This window comes from Peribacillus sp. NPDC097295, assembly GCF_044761665.1.
In the GTDB taxonomy this organism is placed as follows: Bacteria; Bacillota; Bacilli; order Bacillales; family DSM-1321; genus Peribacillus.
In genome coordinates, this window is sequence record NZ_JBIWCW010000003.1 from 389,287 (window position 1) to 412,005 (window position 22,719).

Sequence of the window (22,719 nt, forward strand, 5' to 3'; positions counted from 1 at the left end):
GAACTTGATTGTGAAAGTGGGGGGCGAAAATGGAAGTAATCGAGAATGTCTTCGGGGAAATAGATGGAAAGATGGTTAAGTCTTATACTGTCATGAACGGAGCGGGTATGGAATTTACATGTATTGAGTATGGTTGTATCATTACAAAAATCATCGTTCCCGATAAAGACGGTGTGAAGGAAAATGTTGTGTTAGGCTTTGATACGATTGAGGAATATAAGGACCATTCCCAGTACTTTGGTGCCGTGATAGGGCGTACAAGCGGCAGGATTAAAAATGCCGCATTCACTTTGGACGGAAAGGCATATACATTAGCCAAAAATGAAGGTGGGAATTCTCTTCATGGTGGGGTGGATGGCTTTCACAACCTAGTATGGGACTCTAGTTATGAAAGTAACTCAAATGGGGTACATATCACCTTCACCCATAAAAGTCAGGATGGTGAAGAGGGGTTTCCAGGTGAACTTGAGATGCAAGTTATATATACAATCAATGATGCGAATGAGCTTATTATTTCCTATAGGGGTATTTCCGATAAGAAGACAATAGTCAATGTAACCAATCATTCCTATTTCAATTTAAGCGGTAACTTAAAAAGAACGGTTCTTTCACATGAGTTAATGGTGAAAAGCGATCAATTCTTAGAACTTGATTCTACTTTTATTCCAACTGGAAAGGCGATCTCTGTAGAAAATACCGTTTTTGATTTTAGGAAAGGCAAGCAAGTTGGTGATGGTTTAGATTCTAATGATCCACAAATCGACCTGGTTGGTGGGGGATACGACCATCCTTTCCTTTTAACAACTAACAACCAAAATGAGATATGTTTGCGGGACCCTGAAAGCGGCAGGATGCTCCAAGTGGAGACGGACGAACCGTGTGTTGTGGTTTATTCCGGAAATTCACTTGAAATTGATTTTCAAATAAGGGGAGTGCCATCGCAAAAGCACTTAGGCATATGTTTGGAAACACAGGCGCCACCAAACATGATAAATACGCTCGATTTTCCCTCTGCCATATTGGAAGCGAATGAAGTATACTCTACGAGGACGAAGTATACGTTTGCTTTAATAGGAGAGAAGTAGAAAGTAGCTGTCATTTAAACAGTTATTAGACTGAAGACAAACTTGATGAAAAATGTGTTTGTTTGAACAATGTGGACGTTGATTTCCACTTCTGTCACTTGCTTTCCGCGGGCGGTAGGGGAGTCTCCTCTGGCTTCGCCTGCGGTGTCTCCCCTAGACGAGCATTTCCCGCAGGAGTCTCGTACCTTCCGTTCCAATCCACTTAGCATGATCATCAAGTAAAATCTATATAGGGAAGCGTAAAGAAACGATTGAGTATGTTACGCGGACAGAAAGGTATGGGGTGGATTAATTTAAGGGACTTTTTAAAAAAACAGGCGATGCCCTTTTGTCGACAAACCGGTAGCTGTCATTTGACAGCTATTTTTTTATGATCAAAACGATGGATATGTTTGCTAGTATCGAAAGACCTTCATTCCCTTATACTATGGAAAAAATAGTGTGCGGAGGTTTGCCTTGTTAAAGATTTGGGGAATTTTCATGGATGACGTAAAAAGTATTTATAAAAATTTATTTGTGTGCATCATTATCATCTTTTTGATGTTGATTCCCTCCATTTATGCTTGGTTTAATATCCTTGCTTCCTGGGATCCATATGCGAATACGGAAGGAATCCTTGTTGGCGTTTCCAATAAGGATAAAGGAGCGGAGTTGAATGGTCATTCGCTTAATATTGGTGAAGAAGTGATTCGAGGGTTGAAGGGAAATTCAGACCTAGGCTGGCGATTTACGACGGAGGATGAGGCGGTTTCTAAAGTGAACAAGGGTGATTATTACGCCTCTATCATTATTCCAGAAAACTTTTCAGAACGCATTGCGACAATCATGACAGAGGACCCCACTAAGGCCGAAATTGATTATTATGTAAATGAGAAAATCAATAGCATCGCACCGAAAATGACGGCTGCAGGGGCCAATGCCATTGTGGACAATGTAAGCAAAAGCTTCGTCAAAACGGCTAGTGGAAGTATACTTTCCGTTTTTAATGAACTCGGGATCACGTTGCAGAACGAGCTTCCGACGATACAGAAAATGAAGAATATGGTGTATTTTTTAGAAGGACAGCTGCCAGAACTTGAACAAAATTTTAATACGGTTCAAAACCATATGACACATGCTGAGGATATAATATTGAAGGTTCATGAAGGCCTGAAAGCGGTAGAAAATATCACCACACAAAAAGATCAATTGGTATCCGATGTTTCCATTTATTCTGATTCCGTCCATCAGGCGTTCAATGCCATCAATCCCTCTTTGAATGAGAACCTTATTTTAGTGAAGAGCGATAATGAATCACTTATAGGAATAGCCGACCGCTTGAAGAACCACGAGCTATCAAGTAATGAGGAGAATCAACTACTTGACCAAGGGAGAAGTAGGGTCGAAAAAGAAATGTACGTACTAGAAAGTATGCATAATCTATTGGTAAGGGTCAATCAATTCAATGAGCAGAATTTATTGCTGCCCGAAATAGAGTCTATAAATGAGTTGCGTGAAAATACCTCAAAACAATTACAGGCATTGAACGCCCAATCATTTGATACACTTATTGACTATGGTGAAAGTAACAATAGCATATTGACCGAATTACAAAGGGATTATCCCGATAATACAGGAGTGAAATTGGGGAAATTAGCGAATGAAGCCTATGCGCTTTTAGAAAAAGTAAAGTTATCCCTACAAGAAGGGGGCCAAGCCCTACCAGAAGTTAAAGCATTATTAGAAGAGAGCAATCAAACTTTATTGACCCGGTTTGAGGATATCAGCAACTTACAGGATAAGTTTCCAGAGGTAGAAAATAAAATTCGAAATCTTGCTAATAAACTGAGAGAGATAGACAAGAGTTATAATATGCAGGAGGTCATTAGTTTTTTACGTAATGATATGGAGAAAGAAAGCGAATTTTTTTCAGAACCGGTGCTTCTCAAACAACATACTCTTTTTCCCATTCCCAACTATGGATCAGCTATGTCGCCATTTTTCACAGCACTTTCGCTTTGGGTAGGGGGGACCGTATTAATTTCCATACTAAGTGTGGATGTCTCCCAAAAAGTCCATAGTCCTTATCAAATTTATATAGGACGGTACCTGATTTTCTTGATTATTGGATGTATGCAGGCATTAATCGTTTCCATAGGCAATATACTACTTCTGGATGTTTATGTAGCGGATAAGTGGGAGTATATTTTGTTTTCGGTCTTGATTAGTTCAGTATTTACGCTTTTGGTATACACTTTTGTCTCTGTTCTTGGAAATGTGGGAAAAGGGATAAGTGTAATCTTGATGGTCCTGCAGATTTCAAGTTCCGGTGGGACTTTCCCCGTTCAAGTGACACCTCCTTTTTTTCAACATATCAATCCTTTCTTACCGTTTACATATGCCGTTAGTTTACTTCGTGAATCTGTCGGAGGAATCACCTGGTCCACTGCTACAAAGGATATTCTGATTTTGTTCCTCTTCATTGTGATTACTCTCTTTCTTGGTGTGATCCTGAAGAAGCCATTTCATCGTAGGACTCAAAAAATGAAAGACAAATTATATGGAAGCAGACTATTTTAAATCAAATCCATCCCTTATATAAAGAAAAGGTTTCTTTCATTCGGAAACCTTTTCTTTATATTTAGTTGTTGAAAAACATTATATCGAAATAGTCTTATACCCTTTTTTCATCATGATAAGATTGGTTTTTCATTGTTGATTAAATGAGAGTTATGATTCTTACTAAAATATGTAATATTGTAGTATATCTCCAGTAATTGCGCTATGGAATCAAATTACAAATAAGTTAGAATTATTGCATTTTTATTGTTGACAAAAACGATTGGATTAATCATTATTAAGGAATAATGTTAAGTCATTCAGTGATTTAAAAGTGGGGTGTCTTCAGTGTATTTAACAGTAGACGGAATTGAAAAAAGCTTCATGAATGAAAAGAAAGAAAGAATAAAGGTACTTGATGATATAAATATTGAAGTCGAAAAGGGAAGCTTTGTTTCAATCGTGGGACCTTCAGGTTGTGGAAAATCGACACTCCTCTATTTAATAGCCGGACTTGATAAAGCAGATACAGGTGAGATCCGGGTGGCAGGGAAAAAAGTGTCGAAGCCGGGACCGGAACGGGTGGTCGTGTTTCAAGAAGCAGGGTTGTTCCCCTGGTTGACGGTACTTGAAAATGTAACGTACGGGTTGAAGTTGAAGAAGATGCCGAAAGATGTGGCAAAAGCTAAGGCACTGGATATTTTAAAAATGGTTCATCTTAGCCGCTATGTAGATTCTTATCCACATCAGCTTTCAGGAGGAATGAAGCAGAGGGTTGCCATTGCAAGAGCACTTGTCATGGAACCGGATATATTATTGATGGATGAGCCATTTTCGGCACTTGATGAGCAAACGAGGATGGTATTACATAAAGAATTGCTCGAAATCTGGAGAAAAACAAAAGTGACGATCTTTTTTGTCACCCATAATATCCGGGAAGCGGTTCAGCTTTCTGAGAAAATCATTGTCTTTGCAACCCGTCCTGGAAAAATCAAAGAAACTATTTCCGTTCCTTCCATGAAAGATGGGGTAATGCCGGATAGTGTAACGTTGAATACCGAACAAAGGGTGTTATCGATTTTACAGGAGGAAATTGAAAAAGTGCTGAAGGAGGAAATGGGGAATGATTACAGCTTTAAGACGAATCATATTCATCGCGATGATAGCGGGGATATGGGAAGTCACATCTAGACTTTCCAGCCTCCCGGATTTCATGTTTCCAAGCCTGACGCAGGTGCTTGAAACATTATTTAATGGAATAATAAGTGGGCAAATCATCGACGCCGTCGGTAAAAGCATGGGTCGCATCTTGATTGGGTTCACCATCGCCATCGTTATAGGTCTAATATTAGGATACTTCATTTGGCGTTATAAGCTTGTTGAAGATACGCTTGGTTTTGTTGTAACGGCCTTACAGTCAATACCAAGCATCGTGTGGTTTCCGTTAGCGATTATCTGGTTTGGATTGAATGATTTTTCCATCCTTTTCATCGTTACGATTGGTGCGACCTGGACGATGACAGTCAATGCAACAAGCGGGTTCAAAAATGTTCCTCAGTTGTATCAGAGGGTGGCCAAAACTTACGGTTCAACCGGATTTCATTTCTTGCGGACAGTGATCCTGCCCGCTTCCGTTCCACAAATCATATCCGGTCTACGTATTGCTTGGGCCTTCTCTTGGCGTGCATTAATGGCAGGTGAGTTACTAGGCGGAGGCGGAGGTCTCGGACAGCTACTGGAAATGGGAAGGTCGCTCGGTCAAATGGACCTGGTCATTTCCGTCATGATTATCATTGCAATCATTGGGACCATTGTAGACAACGTTGTTTTCTCCCGTTTGGAACGGAACGTTCAGGTTAAATGGGGAGTACAGCGATAGGTTAATAAAATAATAGAATAAGAGGAGAGAGACAGATGCTGAAAAAAATATTATTTGCCCTTATTATGTCCGTATTTTTCATTGGAATAGTAAGTGGATGTTCAGAATCTTCGGATAAAGAAGAAGGGAAAGGTTCTGGAAAGCAAACGGTGAAAATCGGATATTTTCCAAACTTGACTCACAGTGCAACAATCATTGCTCTTGAAAAGGGGTTCTTTGAAGAAGAATTCGGTAAGGATGTTACGATCGAAACCAAAACGGTAGCCAATGGCGGGCTATTCATGGAAGCTATGGCTACAAAAGCTATCGATGTCGGAACAACCGGTCCTGGTCCGTTACTTAACTTTTATGTGAAAAATAAGGAATATCACCTGATTTCAGGAGCTGTAAATGGTGGTGCCGTTCTTGTGTCGGCTGGAAGCAGTAAAATTTCGGATTTAAAAGATCTGGACGGTAAGAAAGTTGCAATACCTGTCATCGGAAGCACGCAGGACGTGATGCTTAGAAAGGCACTCAAAGATGTTGGCCTTAAACCAACTACTAATGGTGGTTCAGTGGAGTTATTTGCGTCAGCACCTGCTGACACTGCAGCGCTTTTTGTCCAAAAACAAGTGGACGCCGCTGCTACTCAGGAACCTTGGGGATATGTGTTGGAAAACCAAGCAAAAGGGAAGCTATTACTTAATTGGGATGAGTTCGCTTGGGGCAAGGATTCACCAAATACCGTCGTGGCTGCGAGCCAAAACTTTTTGGATAAAAAAGGATTTTCCGCTTCTTACTTGAAAGCTCACAAAAAAGCGGTTGATTTCATTCAAAACAATCCTGAAGAAAGCCAAGAACTAGTCATCAAGCACCTTAAGGAATTGACAGGAAAAGAATTAAGCAAGGAAGAGGTGGCCGCTGCCTTTTCACGCTTGGAAGTGACAACGAATGTTAATGAAGAAGTCATTCAGGAAATGGCAGATATAAGCAAGGAAGCTGGGTACATTCCTAGCGCTGACATTAAAGGGTTGATCGATTTATCTACGCTTGAAGAAGTTTCGAAATAGAGAAATAACGCCCGGGCCTTTTGGCTCGGGCATTATTTGTGTAATTTATATGTACAACTTATGGACAAACTTGGTCCAAATCTTGAATGACTTGATCAACTTCCTCCCAAGAGCCGATGGTCGCCCCTGAAGCAAAGGGATGTCCTCCCCCATTAAACTTGCGTGCAACTGAATCGATCGGAATGTTTCTTGAACGGATCCTGACACGGATTTCCTTAGGATATTCAATGAAGAACACCCAAATCTTGACTCCTCTTAATGTGGCAAGGGTGTTAACCAAGTTCGCAGCCTCTGTTCGATCAATCCCAAACTTGTTTAATATCTCCTCGGTCATGACGAAGTAGGCTACTCCTTTATCGGTTTTTATATAGCTCATCAGTATATCCCTTTGGAGATGAGAAGAATGCTTGGTTTTCATATTCAAGAGGTTGTGAATTCTTTCTGGCTGAAAATTATAAGACCGTAAAATCGAGGCGGTTTTTAGGGTACCAGGAGAGATGGCGCCTTTCTGAAAATTACTGGTATCACCAATGATGCCGGTATAAAATGATCTTGCTGCTTCCTTGTTTAGTTTGAGGTCATCCGGATAATCCAAGCACAGGTCAACGAGCATTTCACTGGCTGAGCTGTAAGAGGAGTCCACCCACGAAAGATCACCGAAGGATTCATAGTCGGGATGGTGGTCGATCTTAATCAACTTCTTCCCCTGTCTATATCGCGGATCACTAATCCGTGAAAGATTAGCGGTATCGCACACAATCACTAATGCCTCTCTATAAGCATCATCGGGGATTACATCCATCCTACTAATAAACTGTAGCCGATTTACTTCTTCCCCTACTGCATAAACGAATTTAGTTGGAAAGGATTGCTTTATCACATGTTGAAGTCCGCTTTGTGATCCCAAGGCGTCCGGATCTGGATTAACATGACGGTGAATGATGATCGTTGAATATTGCTTGATCGCATCCACTATTTCCTTCTTTATATCTGCCATTGCAAATCCCCCTTTACGATTAATGGACCTGTCGTTTATCTTTAAATTTTATAGACAGAAATAGAAAGAAGCAAGAAATCTTCGATAGATAAGGAATTTCAGGTGAATAGGCAAGTAAAGTTGAAAGCGAGGTTCTGTCTTTTTGTTTATTTTTGAATTCATAATTACCGGAAGTATTCAAAAGGTGAGTGCCGCATGATATGATTAAGAAAGAGAAGAATGAAGAACTGAATGAACAAAAGTATTTTATTTTAGGAGGATAATTTTAGTGCTTGTAGCGGAAAGACAAAGGAAGATTGTAGAACTCGTCAATGAAAGACTAAGTATAAGAGTATCTGAGTTAAGTGACATCTTTAAAGTCACTGAAGAAACGATTCGAAGGGACCTTGAAAAATTGGAAAAGGAAGAGCTGTTGCGCCGTAGCCATGGTGGGGCAATCAGCTTAGAGAAAAATAGCTCGGAAACTTCTTATACGGAGCGGGAAATTCTCAATGCTTCGGAGAAAAAGGCAATTGCAATCGAAGCGGTTAAATTGATTAATCCAGGAGATCAAATTGTTTTGGATGCAAGTACAACTGCATGGTTTATGGCTAAAGAGCTGGAGGATATGCCATTAACAGTGATAACCAATTCAATAAAAGTAGCGATGGAATTAAGTAAAAAAGAACATGTGAAGGTTATATCCACTGGAGGAATGCTGTTACCTAAATCACTTTCGTTTGCTGGCCCACTAGCGGAACGATCATTGGAAAAGTACTTTGTAAATAAAGCATTTATTTCCTGTAAAGGTGTTCATTTAGAAGAAGGACTAAGCGATTCGAATGAGTGGCAGGCTTTATTGAAGAAAAAGATGCTTGAAATTGCAGATAAAACCATTTTATTGGCCGATTCCAGCAAATTTGGGGTACGTACTTTTGTTCAAATTACAAAAATCAATAACATTGATGAAATCATAACAGATTCAAAGCTTTCTAAAGAATATAGCAATGAGTTAAACGAGAAAAATCTCAATCTTAAAGTGGTACATAAAGGGTAACCAAAATAGTTGATAAACTAGTGTTGGTTCTTCAACGACCTATACATACGTTCATATTGAAAGCTAGTAAGTGACCTATGGAGACATAGGTTATTTTGCTAATTAGATAGCTGATTACTCTTATAAAGAACTGAATATTCTTTTAATTCAATCGATAAAATGTAATATGTAAGGGGAGGGAAGATAATGGTGAAAAATTTAAAAGTCTTTATGGCTTCAATTATATTGATTGTAAGCGCTTGCTCTCATCATGATGGCACTAATTATAGAATTATTTATAAACAAGATATGAATGCTCAAGAAACGATTGGCAAGCAAGAAGAGAAGCAGGCAACCATTGCCATTATCCCTAAGGTCATCAATATCCCTTATTTTAATGCAGTTAAGGAAGGAGTTAATGAGGCGGCGAGAGCACTAGATGTACATGTTATTTATGAAGGCCCGGTCATAGCCGATGCCAATCAGCAAATCGCTATCATTGAAAAGATGATCACCAAAAAAGTCGATGTAATTGCTGTGTCAGCGAATGATCCGCAAAAGCTCATTCCGGTTTTGAAAAAGGCAAAAAAGCAATCTATTAAAGTGATAACGTGGGATGCCGATACCAATTCTGAAGGCAGAGAGTATTTTGTCAATATGGTGAATCCTGAAACATTAGGGAGACATTTAATGGATATACTCGCTTGGAATACGGAGGAGAGTGGTGACTTCGCCATTATGACGGGAGCTTACTCGGCTTCAAACCTGAATGAGTGGTTGAAATGGATTCAAACTCAACTTGATGAATATTATCCGAATATGAATTTAGTGGAAATTGTGGCAACGGATGATGATCCCCATAAAGCATATATGCAAGCTAAGAAGTTACTGCGCAATTATCCCCATTTAAAAGGGATAATTGGGAATTCTTCTGTTGGTCCTCCTGCAGCAGCACAAGCGGTGAAGGAATTCAAGAAAAGTGGGAAAGTATCCGTAGTGGGTCTTTCTTCTCCGAATTCGATGAACGATTATTTAAAAGATGGATCGGCTCAAATAATCACTTTATGGAGCCCGAAGAAATTGGGATATTTAACTGTAGCAATTGCAAACAATCTTAATGAAGGGATTTATCCATATGATAAACAGGAGATAGCTGGTGTCGGTAAAATACAGCTATTGGGCGAAATGGTCATTATGGGTGAACCCATTGATTTTACGAAGGAAAATGTGGACCAATATGATTTTTAACAAACATATTTTTAAAAATTTACGTCTTCGTAATAAACTGATCGTCTCCTATATACTATTGACGGTCATTCCAATGGCTTCATTGGGGTTCATTGCCTATAACCAATATACGAAATCGATTGAAGAGGAAGTTGGGGGATACCTTCCGAGGATTCTTGAACAGGCAACAGAGAATATTAATAAAGAAGTTGAGGATATGAAACAGCTTCCTAACCTCATCTATAACTCCAATCAAGTAATAGAAGTATTAAAAAAGGATACCCTTCAAAATAAATCATCCATCTTAAAAGATGAATTTTTGGTTAATAACTATTTATCCCAGACATATATAAACGGAGGCGGTCAGGATATTCTTGGCGTATTTCTATTATCGAAGAATAGGCTATTTAACCAAACGAAAATACCGTTTATGAATTTCGAGTATGAAAACAAATCGTTTCCATATGGTCAAGATCTGGATTTACAAGGAAAAGACGTAATTATATTACCTCATGAGACCTCCCTTCAATTCGAAGGAAACCCTCCTTATATACTAATCATGAAGCAATTGATAGACTACGATAATCGAAAAAATTTAGGGACTATATTTATTGCGGTAGAAATGACTTCTTTAGCAACCATTTTAGATAAGATGGATGCTGAACATCAATCCGAAAGGTGGATTATGGATGATAATGGACGAATCATCTATCATTCTAATGTTGATTTAATATCCACTACTCTCTCTGAGTTTGACGATTATCCTTCCATTAATGGTAGTTTTCGGACTTTAAATGCTCCAGAGAATAAGTTAATAAGCATCTATAAATCCGAACAGACAGATTGGATATTAGGATACAGTATCACAATGGGATATTTAACAGAAAGAACGGACAGTGTTCGCAATGGTACAATAATTGTTTTCATTGTGTTCATTTTAATTAGTGCCCTTGTATCCATTGTTTTGGCATGGAACGTTTCAAGTCCCCTACATCAACTAACAAAACTGATGAAGAAAGTTGAAAAAGGGGATTTCGATGTTGACTTGCCTATTCAGACTAAAGACGAAGTAGGGATTCTGGCCAAAAGTTTCAACTCGATGATTTGGAAAATCAAAGATTTAATAAGAAAGAATTATCAGATAGAAATTCGCCAGAAAGAAGCCCAGTTAAATGCACTTCAAACACAGGTCAATCCCCACTTTATGTACAATACACTTGAAACCATCGGTATGTCGGTAGAGGAGGGGGATAATGACGAAGCGGTACAAATGGTCACGATTCTAGGCCAGATGTTGCGTTATTCACTGAACAACAAGGAAAAGTTGGTTTCTATTTCACAGGAAATTTTACAAATAAACAGATATTTGACTCTACAAAAATACCGATATGAAGAACGTCTAATCTTTGACATTCATTCTGACTTGCAAACAGACAATTTCTTCACCCTTAAATTTATCTTTCAGCCTATTGTGGAAAATGCCATCAAATATGGAGTTGAACAGGGTAAGCCCGTTCACATCGACATACATATAACACATTATTTCCATGAAGGGGAGGATGCGATTTTAATTACAATCAAGGATGATGGACCGGGAATTAAAGACGAAGTCCTACAGATTTTGCTGAACTCCTTATTATCAGACCCTATGGCAGACCGTGATTCACAATTTGGAATAATTAATGTCCATGGAAGAATTAAGTTAACTTTTGGTAAAGGTTTCGGCCTTAAGGTCGTAAGTGTATATGGCAAGGGTACAGAAGTGAAAATAATCATTCCCAAAATCATTTCCCCTCACATGTTACAGAAAGGAGAAGCCGAACATGAAAAGGAAGATTAAAACAATCATAGTAGAAGATGAAAATAGGATCCGTAGGGGGATTGAAAGATTAGTTACTTCTTGTGGAGATGAATGGGAAGTTATAGGAAGTTACACGAATGGCCGGGAAGCCTTAGAAACCATTTCATCCTTAAATATTGCATTTGATCTTTTAATTACGGATATAAAGATGCCTTTGATGGACGGATTGACACTTATTAAGGAAATGAAAAAACTCTTATCTTTTGAATCGATTGTCATAAGCGGTTTTGAAGATTTTCATTATTTACAAGCAGCTCTTCGTGAAGGAGTGACAGATTATTTAATTAAGCCCATCGACCGGGAGGAATATCGCAAACGTTTGAAGGTCATACAAAAAAAGATAGAAAGTAATGATAAACAACGGCTCCAACTAGGTGAAATTAAAGAAAACACAGAAAAATTAATACATGCTGAACAGCTATATAAACTGAATAATGCCTTTTGGCAGAAGGATACGGACCTTTCCATGCTGGATTGGGTCAGGGATTTTCCTGGGGGCGACTATATCCTTTCTTATCTAAATATCGATCATTTTTTAACTAAGACTAGAGGGTTTGAAAAAGGTGAAGGAGATACTTGGATTTTTGCTGTGGAAAATATCACCAACGAATGGGCCGAGCAGATTTTCAAAGAGGAAAATATAAAGCATTGGCTCTGGAGGGGGAATCATTCGTCATTCTGGTTTTTAGTAAATCATCCGTTGGAAAAAACAAAGGATAATTTAGCCGTGTTAAATCATCAATGTATAAAAGAACTTCAAACGAAGATTAGTCTATACACACCATTCACGATGTCCGTTGCTATGAGTACTATTTTTGATGATTTGTCACTCTTGCAAAGCAAAAGGGATGAATTGATTAGTGCCATCCAGTTACGCTTAATCTATGGAGGAAATCAAATTTACCAATTCCCCTTAATGACTTCGAGGGTGTCGGGAAAAAGAGAAAAGCCAGAAGGCAAACATCTCGAGTTTACTGTAAATAAATATATTAAGACATTGACTGGATATAATTTTAGTGAAGCAAGAAAACATCTCGGAGTATTTTTCGAAGAATTGAAAAAATTAGAGACTCCAGAGGCAATTAATTATGGAATCGGACAGCTTGCTGTTCAGATAACACATCTTTTAATGATAAAGGGATATAACTTTCAAAAGGATTCATGGATGAAACAAATCATGGATTTAACCCAAAAGGCTGCAGACTTAAAGGAACTGGAATATGAGGTAACAAACTGGATGAATGAAGTGATGGGCATCCTATCTATTATCCAAAAAAAACAAAATGAACAATCGAATCAAATTGATGCTGCTAAAAGTTGGATCAATAAAAATCTAGACCAAAGTATCACCATTGAAAAGATAGCCAAACAGGTCTATATGAATTCAACCTACTTTAGCGAATATTTTAAAAATCAAACAGGGGAAACGGTTCTCGATTATGTGACAAGGGTTAGGATTGAAAAAGCAGAGGAGTTGTTAGTGACGACCAATTTTAAAATATATGATATCTCTCATATGGTAGGTTATAACGATACCAAATACTTTAGTAAGCTATTTAAAAAATATTATGGGGAAGTACCCTCTAAATACAAATCGTCCAATCTTCATTTATAAACTACGATTTTATAATTTGGCAGCGGCTTATACGGGGGCGCTGCTATTTTTTGGTGTGCCCGGCATGGGTGCAATCTATAGGGTGTGAGTCCCGAACCATGAAGGCAGTAGGTGGAATCTGAAGGAAGCAAGCGGCAAACCTCAGGTCTGAGGAACACGAACTTCATATAAGGCTAGGTACCATTGGATGAGTTTGCAAAACAAAACAAAGTCCATACTGCCGAAGGTGGTACAGAGTAAATGAAGCAGATAGATGGAGGGAAAGATTGCACTCTTACCCGGGGAGATCTGATGACAGCCAAGTAACTTGGCTGTCATCAGAAGTCAGCAGAGGTCATAGTACTTGTCTACTCGAGAAGATAAGGAAGGACCGAACAGATTAAGGAGGATAAATACTAGGCGTTCGTTATCTTGCAAGAAGCAAACAATTCCAAACGGAACATATTTGAAGGAAGAAGTGGTGAATACACGGGGAACTTCAAAAGGGCGGAGCAGATAAAGGCACAAATAGACCATTTATCCACGTAGAAAGGATATCAACGATGTTAATGGAACAGGTACTAGAGAGGGAAAACTTAATACAAGCATTAAAGCGTGTAGAGAGAAATAAGGGAAGCCATGGTGTCGATGGAATGCAAGTTCAAAACCTGAGACCGCACCTCGTAACGGCGTGGCATAGCATGAAAACATCCCTACTACAGGGTACTTAACAACCACAACCCGTCCGTCGTATCGAAATCCCGAAACCAAACGGTGGAGTTCGGTTATTGGGTATCCCGACCGTTCTAGACCGCTTCATTCAACAAGTGATTGCCCAGATATTGACCAAGATATATGATTCAACCTTTTCGGAAAATAGCTATGGATTTCGCCCTAATAAACAAGGACACCAGGCTGTTCGATAACATTAATCATGAATTACTAATGCGGGCGGTAAGAAAGCACACTAGAGAGTCGTGGATACTGATGTATATAGAAAGGTGGCTCAATGCACCATTCATTGACTCAAAAGGTCATAAGATTGAACGAAACAGTGGGACACCGCAAGGGGGCATAATAAGTCCTGTTCTTGCGAACTTATTTATGCACTATGCGTTTGGATATGTGGATGGTACGAACAAATATTCACACACCGTTTGAGCGATATGCGGATGATGCCATAATAGATTGCAAGACGGAAACGGAAGCAAAAGAGATATTAGGCAATCTAAATCAACGACTGAAAGAGTGCAAGCTTGAAATACACCCGCTGAAAAAAAGATTATCTACTGCAAAGATAAGGATAGGAAAAAGAAATATCCAGTCATGGAGTTTGACTTTTTAGGGTACACTTTTCGGAGATTATTCATTAAAGATAGATTGGGAAGATTACAGTTCAATTTTCTGCCATCGGTAAGTAAAAGCTCTTCTAAAGCCTTTCGAGATAAAATAAAAGCGATGAGAATTCATCGTTTTACAGGAAGCAAAATTGAAATAATTGCGGAAATGATAAATTCGACGGTTAGAGGTTGGCTGAATTATTTCATAAAGTATAATCCGTCAGCGGTTAAATACTCCATTGATTTCTAAATCGAAGATTAGTCAAATGGGCAATGTGTAAATTTAAGAGGTTTAGAGGTCATCGTACACGTGCTGAAAAATGGCGAAAAGAGAACCCAAAATGTTTCAACATTGGGCTCTTGGAATGACTCCTTAATGGCTGAATGATAAGAGCCGTATGAATAGAGAGGTTCACGTACGGTTCTGTGAGAGCCTTTGGGTGAAACTCCCATTGGTTACTAGACGGAGAGGTCGGAGGCTAGGAGCCTCCTCCTACTCGATTCGGAATACTAAAGGATTCACTTCCGTACGAGGTCTAAATAATTTTATAAAATGGCTCAATTTTCATTCTGACTCTCGAAGAAATTTTCGAGACTTTCCCTATCCGCCTATATATGAGAAGACCCACAAATCATTCAGTACTTACTTGTTAAGTACGCATGCTTTTTCAGGTAGGGAACTTGTGTTGGGAAGAATGTGACATTATACCTGGAATTGATCTGTAATAAAAAATAAATAATCAGAAAATAATCCCCCTATTCCGAAAGATATCTCCTTTTAACATTTCCTGTTTTTCTTTATGCTAAATGTAAGCGCATACTTTAGGTCTAGAATGAAGAATGAGGAAGGATAACTTTATAACTAATTGCTGCTAATTATAAAGAAGTCTAACAGGCAGGAAGGTGTGGGTCAGATGTCTGAATATGTTTTGGAGTTAAAAGGAATCACAAAAAAATTCCCGGGGGTTACGGCCCTCGACCAGGTAGAATTCAAATTAAAACCTGGCGAAATTCATGCACTAATGGGTGAGAATGGAGCGGGAAAATCAACTTTCATTAAAGTTATAACCGGTGTACACGCTCCTGATGAAGGAGAAATGCTTTTAAATGGAAAAAGAATAGATTTCTCAAACCCAAGAGAAGCTCAAGCTGCTGGGATTGCAGCGATATATCAGCATGTTACTAATTACCCGGATTTATCCGTGACAGAAAACATCTTCATGGGGCATGAAAAAATACAAAAGGGAACCCGGAGATTACTTTGGAAAGAGATGCATATTGAAGCAAAGAAGATTCTAGAACAATTGGGATCCAACATCGATCCGAAAATGGAAATGAGTGCGTTGAGTGTAGCACAGCAACAAATCGTAGAAATCGCAAAAGCTATTTCCACCGAAGCAAAAATCATTATTATGGATGAACCAACCGCAGCCTTAACAGCAAGGGAAAGTGAAGAATTGTATAAAATTACGGAAAGCCTACGAGATCAAGGAAGCTCCATCATTTTTATTTCCCATCGGTTTGAGGATATGTACCGTCTGGCTAGTCAAGTAACTGTTTTCAGGGATTCGAAATATATCGGCTCATGGAAGGTTGATGAAATATCTAACGAAGATTTAATTGTAGCGATGGTGGGAAGGAAAATCACTCAAGTATTCCCAATGAAGACAACGGAAATTCAGGAAGAGGTTTTTCGTGTGGAGGCACTTGGGAAAATTGGCTACTTTGCAGATATTTCATTTTCAGTTCATAAAGGCGAGATACTTGGCTTGACGGGTCTGGTTGGAGCAGGTCGTACCGAAGTGTGTCAGTCGCTCTTTGGAATTGAACCGTTTGATACAGGAAAGGTCTTTCTGAAGCAAAGTGAAATTACCATTCAAAACCCGAAGGATGCTATGAAATTAGGAATTGGTTATCTTCCTGAGGATAGACAATTACAAGGGCTTGTTCTCGATTGGGGAATCGGGAAAAATATCACCCTTCCTGCATTAACAAGCCTCTCCAAGAATGGGTGGTTAGATGAAAAAAAGGAAGCAGAGGTCGCCAAAAGTCTAGCCGAAAAGGTACAAGTAAAAGCGAATAGCATTTTCGACCTAGCAAGATCGCTATCAGGCGGAAATCAACAAAAAGTAGCTGTTGCAAAATTATTAACAGCCAATCTGGATATCATTATTCTCGATGAACCGACCAAAGGAGTAGATGTGGGAGCTAAATCGGCTATCTATGACATCATTAATGACTTAGCCGATCAAGGGTATGCCATTATCCTTGTTTCATCTGAAATGCCTGAAGTCCTAGGGATGTGTGATCGAATTGTAGTCATGAAAGAGGGAAGGATGACAAGAATCCTAGATAAAGAGGAGGCTACACAAGAGGTGATTCTTGAAGCGGCTATGGGCGGTCAAATATCCAGCGTAAGATGATGATTATTAACAAGAAAAGAGGTGAGAAACATGCAAAATACGGTAGTCCGACAAACTGACAGTGGTCCACGATTGAATGAGAAGAAATCATTCCTTGCCAATTTATCCAAATTCCGCGAATTAGGATTGCTGGGTTTCATTTTAGTCATTTCCGTTGTCGTTCAATTGAGGAATTCAAGCTTTCTCACGATAGAGAATATTACGGATATGCTCACCAATACAGCGATTTTAAGTATCTTGGCTGTAGGAATGATGCTCGTGTTGGTAACACGGGGGATTGACTTATCAATAGGAGCTACATTGGCGTTGTCAGGAATGGTCGTGGCACAGGTTGTTAGTCATAATCCAGAATTGAATCCTCTACTTGCCATCGTATTAGGAATTGTCATCGGGATCTTTTGTGGTGGAATCATTGGAAGTTTGATTTCAGCGCTTGGAATTCTTCCTATTATTGCGACACTGGCAGCAATGTATATTTTTAGGGGATTGACGTTTACCATAAGTGACGGTAAATGGATCAGCTCTTATCAAATGTCAGAAAGCTTTTTAAGGATCGGTACGGGTTCCTTCTTAGGAATCAGGTATTTGGTCGTGATTGCACTAATCATTTATGCAGTCGCCTATTACTTTATTAATCATACTCGAACAGGCAGACAAATTTACGCGGTTGGGAGTAATCCTGATTCGGCAAAGGTCAGTGGTATCAGTGAAACCAAAATCCTTCTTTTAGTTTATTCGGTAATGGGGGGATTGGCTGGTCTTTCAGGTGTTTTATGGGTATCGAAATTTGCTTCGGCTCAAGGAGATACGGCATCCGGTTATGAATTGAGTGTCATTGCAGCCTGTATATTAGGTGGTGTCAGCATTGCAGGTGGTTCGGGTAAACTTTCAGGCGTTATCCTTGGTGCCATTCTATTAGGAATTCTTGATAATGCACTACCACTCCTTAATGTTTTGCCTTTTTGGCAAACAGGAATTGAAGGTTTTATTATCCTCTTTGCAGTCATCGTAAATACTCTTGTTAAGAGAAGTGTGGAGCGAAATAATCTCTTAAGGAGGAAAATATAGACCTATGGAGCAAAAAACGATAGTAAATGATGGATCTATTAAAAGAGAGATTTTAAATAAAAAGACATTTTCTGTGAAAAGCTGTTTTTTACAGTGGGAATGGTTGCTCATCTTCATTCTTTTGCTGGTTTTAGTCATCAATACAATCATCTCGCCATTTTTTTTGACGGGAGCTAGCCTGAGAGATGGGACCATGATTTTCTTGGATAAAGCATTTATGGTATTCCCGATGGCCCTAGTGATCATTCTTCGAGATATTGATATCTCGGTAGGTTCAACTGTTGCGCTATCTTCGGTTGTAATGGGTGTTCTTTTCAACAACATGGGACTCTCAATGGAATTATCGATGGTCGTTTGTTTATTAGTAGGGGCATTATGTGGATATATTAACGGACTGTTAATTGTGAAATTCAAAGAATTATCAGCCGTCATCGTCACGCTCAGTACGATGATTCTATATAGAGGCATTGCTTATATCATCCTAGAGAATCAAGCGGTGGGGAATTTTCCAGAATGGTTTGGTTTTCTTGGCTGGGGCTACGTCTTTGGAATTCCTTTCATTCTCATTTTATTTATTGTATTAGCTGTCGCTTTCAGCTTGTTGCTTCACAAAACAACATTTGGCCGTCAAATCTATGCCATTGGAAATAATCCTGTGGCCAGTCGATATTCTGGGGTGAAAATCGACAAAATCAAAATAATTGTCTTCACTTTGACAGGATTGATGGCTGGTATTACTGCACTCTTTTTATCTTCTAGAATGGGGAGCACAAGGCCCAATGTAGCTTCGGGATATGAGCTGGAAGTCATTGCGATGGTCGCTCTCGGTGGAATCAGTACAGCAGGTGGAAAAGGTAAAATGCTGGGACCCGTTATCGCGGTGTTTATCATTGGATATTTACAATATGGGTTAGGGTTAATCAATATTTCATCCCAAACTCTAATGATCATTATCGGTTTATTGCTAATATTCTCAGTCGCTGTTACAAGACTGGATGTTAAAAAGTATAAAACCGGTAAAAAGAAAAGAGAGGCTAATTAGGCTACATTACAGTATGTAACTGTATGTAAATAAAAAGAAAAAGGGGAATGAAAACATGAAAAAAATAGCTGGTTCTCTACTTTCTATTATTTTGTTTATAGCGATTTTGGCTGGATGCAGTCAATCAAGTCCAGAAACAAGTACAACAACATCGAGTGAAAAGGGCTCCAATACCCATGCTTTCATATTTAAAAACACAGGTAATCCATATGGCGAGAAAATGATGGAGGGTTTCGAAAAAGCCGTGAAAGAAAAGGGTGGAAAAGTCATTCTCCGTTCTCCTGATCAGCCGACTGCTGAAGGACAAATCCAAATCATTGAACAACTTATTACACAGAAAGTAAGTACGATTACGGTAGCGGGAAATGATGTTGATGCCCTTCAGCCTGTATTATCAAAAGCGATGAAGCAGGGGATTAAAGTATTGTCTGTCGATTCAGCGGTCAATGCGAAAAGTCGTATGGTCCACGTAAATCAGGCAAATCCTGAGCGTATAGGACAGGTGCAAATCGAAGCGGTTTCTGAAATGATTGATGGCAAAGGAGAGATTGCCATTCTAAGCGCTACATCCCAAGCCACAAATCAAAATACATGGATTGATTTTATGAAAAAAGAATTAGAGAAACCAGAATATAAAAATATAAAACTTGTGAAAGTCGCCTATGGAGATGACCTTCGTGATAAAAGCGTTTCTGAAACGGAAGCTCTTTTAAAGTCTTATCCTGATCTTAAAGCCATCATTGCACCGACTACTGTAGGTATAGCCGCTGCGGGTAAAGTATTAACGGATAAGGGTCTAGCAGGTAAAGTGAAATTGACAGGACTTGGACTTCCGAGTGAGATGGCTTCCTATATTGAGAATGGCGTTTCGCCTTGGATGTACCTTTGGAATCCGATTGATGTTGGGTATGTAGCAGGATTTACAGCCATTGCATTGGATGAAGAGAAAGTTAAAGGTGAAGTTGGGGAGAAATTTGAATCAGGAGATCTTGGAGAACTGGAAATCGTCGAAGATGGTGATGGAACTCAAGTCATGCTAGGTGATCCATTCAAATTTGACAAAGAAAATATCGGGGAATGGAAAGATGTCTATTAAATAAAAACACATGTGGCATATTGGTTAGTCACATTTAATATGCCTGCAGTATTATACGGAAACAGCCTTACCCAAATGAAGGGGCAAGGCTGTTTTTCATTGAATATGAGAATTAAATATAACTCCTTGTTATCTCGTGAAGGCGGCTGGAACTCCACCATCAACAGTTATCATACAACCTGTTGTTTTCTCTGCTTTAGATGACGCAAAGAAAGTGATGGATTCGGCAATATCTTTTGGATAGATATTCACAAGTAATGTTGTGCGTTTACGATAATGGTCTTCTAATTGATCAGGGTCAATGCCGTAAGCGGAAGCTCGATCCTCACGCCATTTTGAACCCCAAATGGCGGATCCTTGAAGTACAGCGTCAGGTAGGACGGAATTTACGCGAATGCCGAACTCTCCACCTTCCGCAGCGATACAACGTGCTAGATGAGTTTCTAAGGCTTTAACTGAACTATAAGCAGCACTATTTTTACCAGCATATACCGAGTTTTTTGATCCAACAAAGACCATGTTTCCGCCAATGCCTTGTTGTTTCATTTGCTTGAATGCTTCACGGGCAACTAGGAAATATCCTGTACCTAAAACATTCATATTCAAGTTCCATTCGCTTAATGTTGTTTCATCAATTGGATTAGAGGTAGCAAGTCCCGCGTTATTAACGATTATATCTACACCGCCGAAGCTAAGGGCTGTTTGTGCGAATGCAGCACGAACTTCTTCTTCTTTCGTTACGTCCATTTTTAATGCGATTGAACGATTGGCACCATAGGTTGAATTAATTTCTGCAGCAATTTTCTCTGCGCCTTCTAAGTTAAGGTCCGCTACTACAACATGTGCTCCTTCAGATACGAATTGGCGGCACGTTTCACTTCCTATTCCTCCAGCTCCGCCTGTAACGAAAGCAACTTTGCGCGAAAACTCGGCTTCAGCAGGGGCTAAAGAAAGCTTATATAATTCTAATGGCCAGTATTCGACATTATACGATTCATTTTCACTTAATGAAACGAATTTTCCAAGTGTCGTTGTGCCCTTCATGACAGAAATGGCGCGATGATATAGGGCCCCGCTTACTTGTGAGTTAGAGACATCTTTACCTGTATTAATCATGCCGATTCCTGGAATCAAGATGACGCGTGGTGCAGGTTCAACCATGCTATCACCTTCCTGTTTGTTTCTATCGAAATAAGCTCTGTATTCTTCTTTATAGTTTTCAATGCCAGCTTTAACGGCATCCACTAAATTTTTGACATCTTTTGATTCAGGATTCCATTCGATGAATAATGGTACCCGTTTCGTATGTACAAGGTGATCCGGGCAAGCCGCACCGATTTGAGAAATGCTTGCGGCATCATGACTATTCACGAATTGAAGGACATCATCACTGCGGTCGAAAGTTAACAACATTTTTTTCTCGTCACTGACTGCTCCTCGAATGACAGGCATGATCGAAGATAAGATCTCTTTTGCTTCGTCTTCCGAAAGCGTTTGGTATTTAGGACCACCGAATACAGAAGCAACATCTATTTTCTCCTGAATGTATTGTTCCGCTTCATTAATGATTGATATGGTTTGGGCATAACTAGCTTCTGAAGTTTCGCCCCATGTTACCAAACCATGTTTCTCCATTAGTACGAGTTCAGCGTGAGGGTTGTTTCTGACTCCTTCCGCAATCAATTTAGATAAAGTAAAGCCTGGACGCACATAAGGAACCCAAACGAATCGATCTCCAAAAATTTCTTGGGCAATCTCTTTTCCATTGTCAGCACAACATATGCTGATGATGGAGTCGGGATGAGTATGATCCACATGTTTGAAAGGTAAAAAGGCATGAAGAAGCGTTTCAATCGAAGCTCTTGGGTGTTTACTATCAATCATACAATGAGACAAATACTCAACCATCTCTTCATCTGGCATTTCATCACGTTCAATCAATGGTTTAATATCCTCTAACCGCAAACCTGTAAAATTCTTCTTTTCCATTGTTGCTAGGTCAGAGCCACTTCCTTTAACCCACATGACCTCCACCTTACGTCCACGGAAATCCTGTATTGTTGTTTTGGTGGAAGTATTTCCACCACCCCAGTTGCATACAGCACGATCTGATCCGATTAAGTTTGAACGATATACTAATTCTTCTACGCCATTAAGATTTTGTTCAGCATTTTTTGAATTCCATAAATTTTTTACCATTGAATTCCCTCCGTTATCATTTATCTTCTTTATTTATATTTGTTTAATTCTGAATTTATTATATTATATCTTTGTTTGTTTTTGAATAGGGTTTTTGAATTTTATTGTATATGTTTGAATTAAGTTCGATATGCCTATTTAAAAGGTCGGCCAATTATTAAATGTTATAAATTAATCTTATAATTATAATGGCATATGAAGAAAAGTAATGAGATGGTCTAATTATTTGGTTTGTTATGGGTTAATGTATGATTATCAAAACAAATAGTGATTAAACAAAAAAAACTTCGTTGATTCATATTTGTT

The 22,719-nt window shown here is 39.1% G+C and carries 19 protein-coding genes; 17 read left to right on the plus strand and 2 right to left on the minus strand.

Annotated elements, in window-relative coordinates; genetic code table 11:
- Positions 1-29: 29 nt before the first annotated feature.
- From ACIQXN_RS08270 to ACIQXN_RS08290, 5 genes are all read left to right on the plus strand, one after another.
- Positions 30-1,085 (plus strand): aldose epimerase family protein, encoded by a 1,056-nt coding sequence (locus ACIQXN_RS08270; protein ID WP_402964493.1) that lies wholly within the window; start codon positions 30-32, stop codon positions 1,083-1,085.
- 456 nt (positions 1,086-1,541) lie between these two features.
- On the plus strand, positions 1,542-3,644 hold the full coding sequence (locus ACIQXN_RS08275) for a YhgE/Pip family protein (protein ID WP_402964496.1): 2,103 nt from the start codon (positions 1,542-1,544) through the stop codon (positions 3,642-3,644).
- 327 nt (positions 3,645-3,971) lie between these two features.
- Positions 3,972-4,814: an ABC transporter ATP-binding protein gene (locus ACIQXN_RS08280; protein WP_402964499.1), complete on the plus strand. Its 843-nt coding sequence runs from the start codon at positions 3,972-3,974 to the stop codon at positions 4,812-4,814.
- On the plus strand, positions 4,747-5,502 hold the full coding sequence (locus tag ACIQXN_RS08285; RefSeq protein ID WP_402964502.1) for an ABC transporter permease: 756 nt from the start codon (positions 4,747-4,749) through the stop codon (positions 5,500-5,502). The genes ACIQXN_RS08280 and ACIQXN_RS08285 overlap by 68 nt, the downstream gene beginning before the upstream one ends.
- 35 nt (positions 5,503-5,537) lie before the next feature.
- Entirely contained in the window at positions 5,538-6,551 is a 1,014-nt protein-coding gene (locus ACIQXN_RS08290; protein WP_402964505.1) for an aliphatic sulfonate ABC transporter substrate-binding protein, read from the plus strand.
- 58 nt (positions 6,552-6,609) lie between these two features.
- On the opposite strand, the gene ACIQXN_RS08295 is transcribed toward ACIQXN_RS08290, so the two are convergent.
- On the minus strand, positions 6,610-7,548 hold the full coding sequence (locus tag ACIQXN_RS08295; RefSeq protein ID WP_402964508.1) for a DHH family phosphoesterase: 939 nt from the start codon (positions 7,546-7,548) through the stop codon (positions 6,610-6,612).
- Between the two features lie 268 nt (positions 7,549-7,816).
- On the opposite strand from ACIQXN_RS08295, the gene ACIQXN_RS08300 reads away from it, so the two are divergent.
- The 12 genes from ACIQXN_RS08300 to rhaS all read left to right on the plus strand — a co-directional run bounded on the left by ACIQXN_RS08300 (position 7,817) and on the right by rhaS (position 20,214).
- Positions 7,817-8,584, plus strand: a complete 768-nt coding sequence (locus ACIQXN_RS08300) for a DeoR/GlpR family DNA-binding transcription regulator (RefSeq protein WP_402964511.1) — start codon at positions 7,817-7,819, stop codon at positions 8,582-8,584.
- Positions 8,585-8,770: 186 nt separating this feature from the next.
- Entirely contained in the window at positions 8,771-9,811 is a 1,041-nt protein-coding gene (locus ACIQXN_RS08305) for an autoinducer 2 ABC transporter substrate-binding protein (RefSeq protein ID WP_402964514.1), read from the plus strand.
- Entirely contained in the window at positions 9,801-11,630 is a 1,830-nt protein-coding gene (locus ACIQXN_RS08310; protein ID WP_402964517.1) for a cache domain-containing sensor histidine kinase, read from the plus strand. Before ACIQXN_RS08305 ends, ACIQXN_RS08310 begins: the two co-directional genes overlap by 11 nt.
- A complete protein-coding gene (locus tag ACIQXN_RS08315) occupies positions 11,614-13,266 on the plus strand; it encodes a response regulator transcription factor (RefSeq protein ID WP_402964520.1) in 1,653 nt (550 codons plus the stop codon). Before ACIQXN_RS08310 ends, ACIQXN_RS08315 begins: the two co-directional genes overlap by 17 nt.
- A gap of 542 nt (positions 13,267-13,808) precedes the next feature.
- Positions 13,809-13,976 carry a hypothetical protein gene (locus tag ACIQXN_RS08320; protein ID WP_402964523.1) on the plus strand — a complete coding sequence of 56 codons (168 nt, stop codon included), beginning with the start codon at positions 13,809-13,811 and terminating at the stop codon, positions 13,974-13,976.
- Positions 13,977-14,003: 27 nt separating this feature from the next.
- A complete protein-coding gene (locus ACIQXN_RS21540) occupies positions 14,004-14,171 on the plus strand; it encodes a reverse transcriptase domain-containing protein (RefSeq protein WP_483878337.1) in 168 nt (55 codons plus the stop codon).
- A 19-nt stretch (positions 14,172-14,190) separates the two neighbouring features.
- Positions 14,191-14,406 (plus strand): hypothetical protein, encoded by a 216-nt coding sequence (locus ACIQXN_RS21545; RefSeq protein ID WP_483878338.1) that lies wholly within the window; start codon positions 14,191-14,193, stop codon positions 14,404-14,406.
- A gap of 165 nt (positions 14,407-14,571) precedes the next feature.
- Positions 14,572-14,835, plus strand: a complete 264-nt coding sequence (locus ACIQXN_RS21550; RefSeq protein WP_483878335.1) for a group II intron maturase-specific domain-containing protein — start codon at positions 14,572-14,574, stop codon at positions 14,833-14,835.
- A 664-nt stretch (positions 14,836-15,499) separates the two neighbouring features.
- Positions 15,500-17,008, plus strand: coding sequence for a sugar ABC transporter ATP-binding protein (locus ACIQXN_RS08335; RefSeq protein ID WP_402964526.1), 1,509 nt, complete (start codon positions 15,500-15,502; stop codon positions 17,006-17,008).
- Between the two features lie 30 nt (positions 17,009-17,038).
- Positions 17,039-18,076, plus strand: coding sequence for an ABC transporter permease (locus ACIQXN_RS08340; protein WP_402964529.1), 1,038 nt, complete (start codon positions 17,039-17,041; stop codon positions 18,074-18,076).
- Positions 18,077-18,080: 4 nt separating this feature from the next.
- Entirely contained in the window at positions 18,081-19,118 is a 1,038-nt protein-coding gene (locus ACIQXN_RS08345) for an ABC transporter permease (RefSeq protein WP_402964532.1), read from the plus strand.
- Between the two features lie 55 nt (positions 19,119-19,173).
- Entirely contained in the window at positions 19,174-20,214 is a 1,041-nt protein-coding gene (gene rhaS / locus ACIQXN_RS08350) for a rhamnose ABC transporter substrate-binding protein (protein ID WP_402964535.1), read from the plus strand.
- A 129-nt stretch (positions 20,215-20,343) separates the two neighbouring features.
- On the opposite strand, the gene ACIQXN_RS08355 is transcribed toward rhaS, so the two are convergent.
- Positions 20,344-22,413, minus strand: a complete 2,070-nt coding sequence (locus ACIQXN_RS08355; RefSeq protein WP_402964538.1) for a bifunctional aldolase/short-chain dehydrogenase — start codon at positions 22,411-22,413, stop codon at positions 20,344-20,346.
- Positions 22,414-22,719 lie beyond the last annotated feature (306 nt).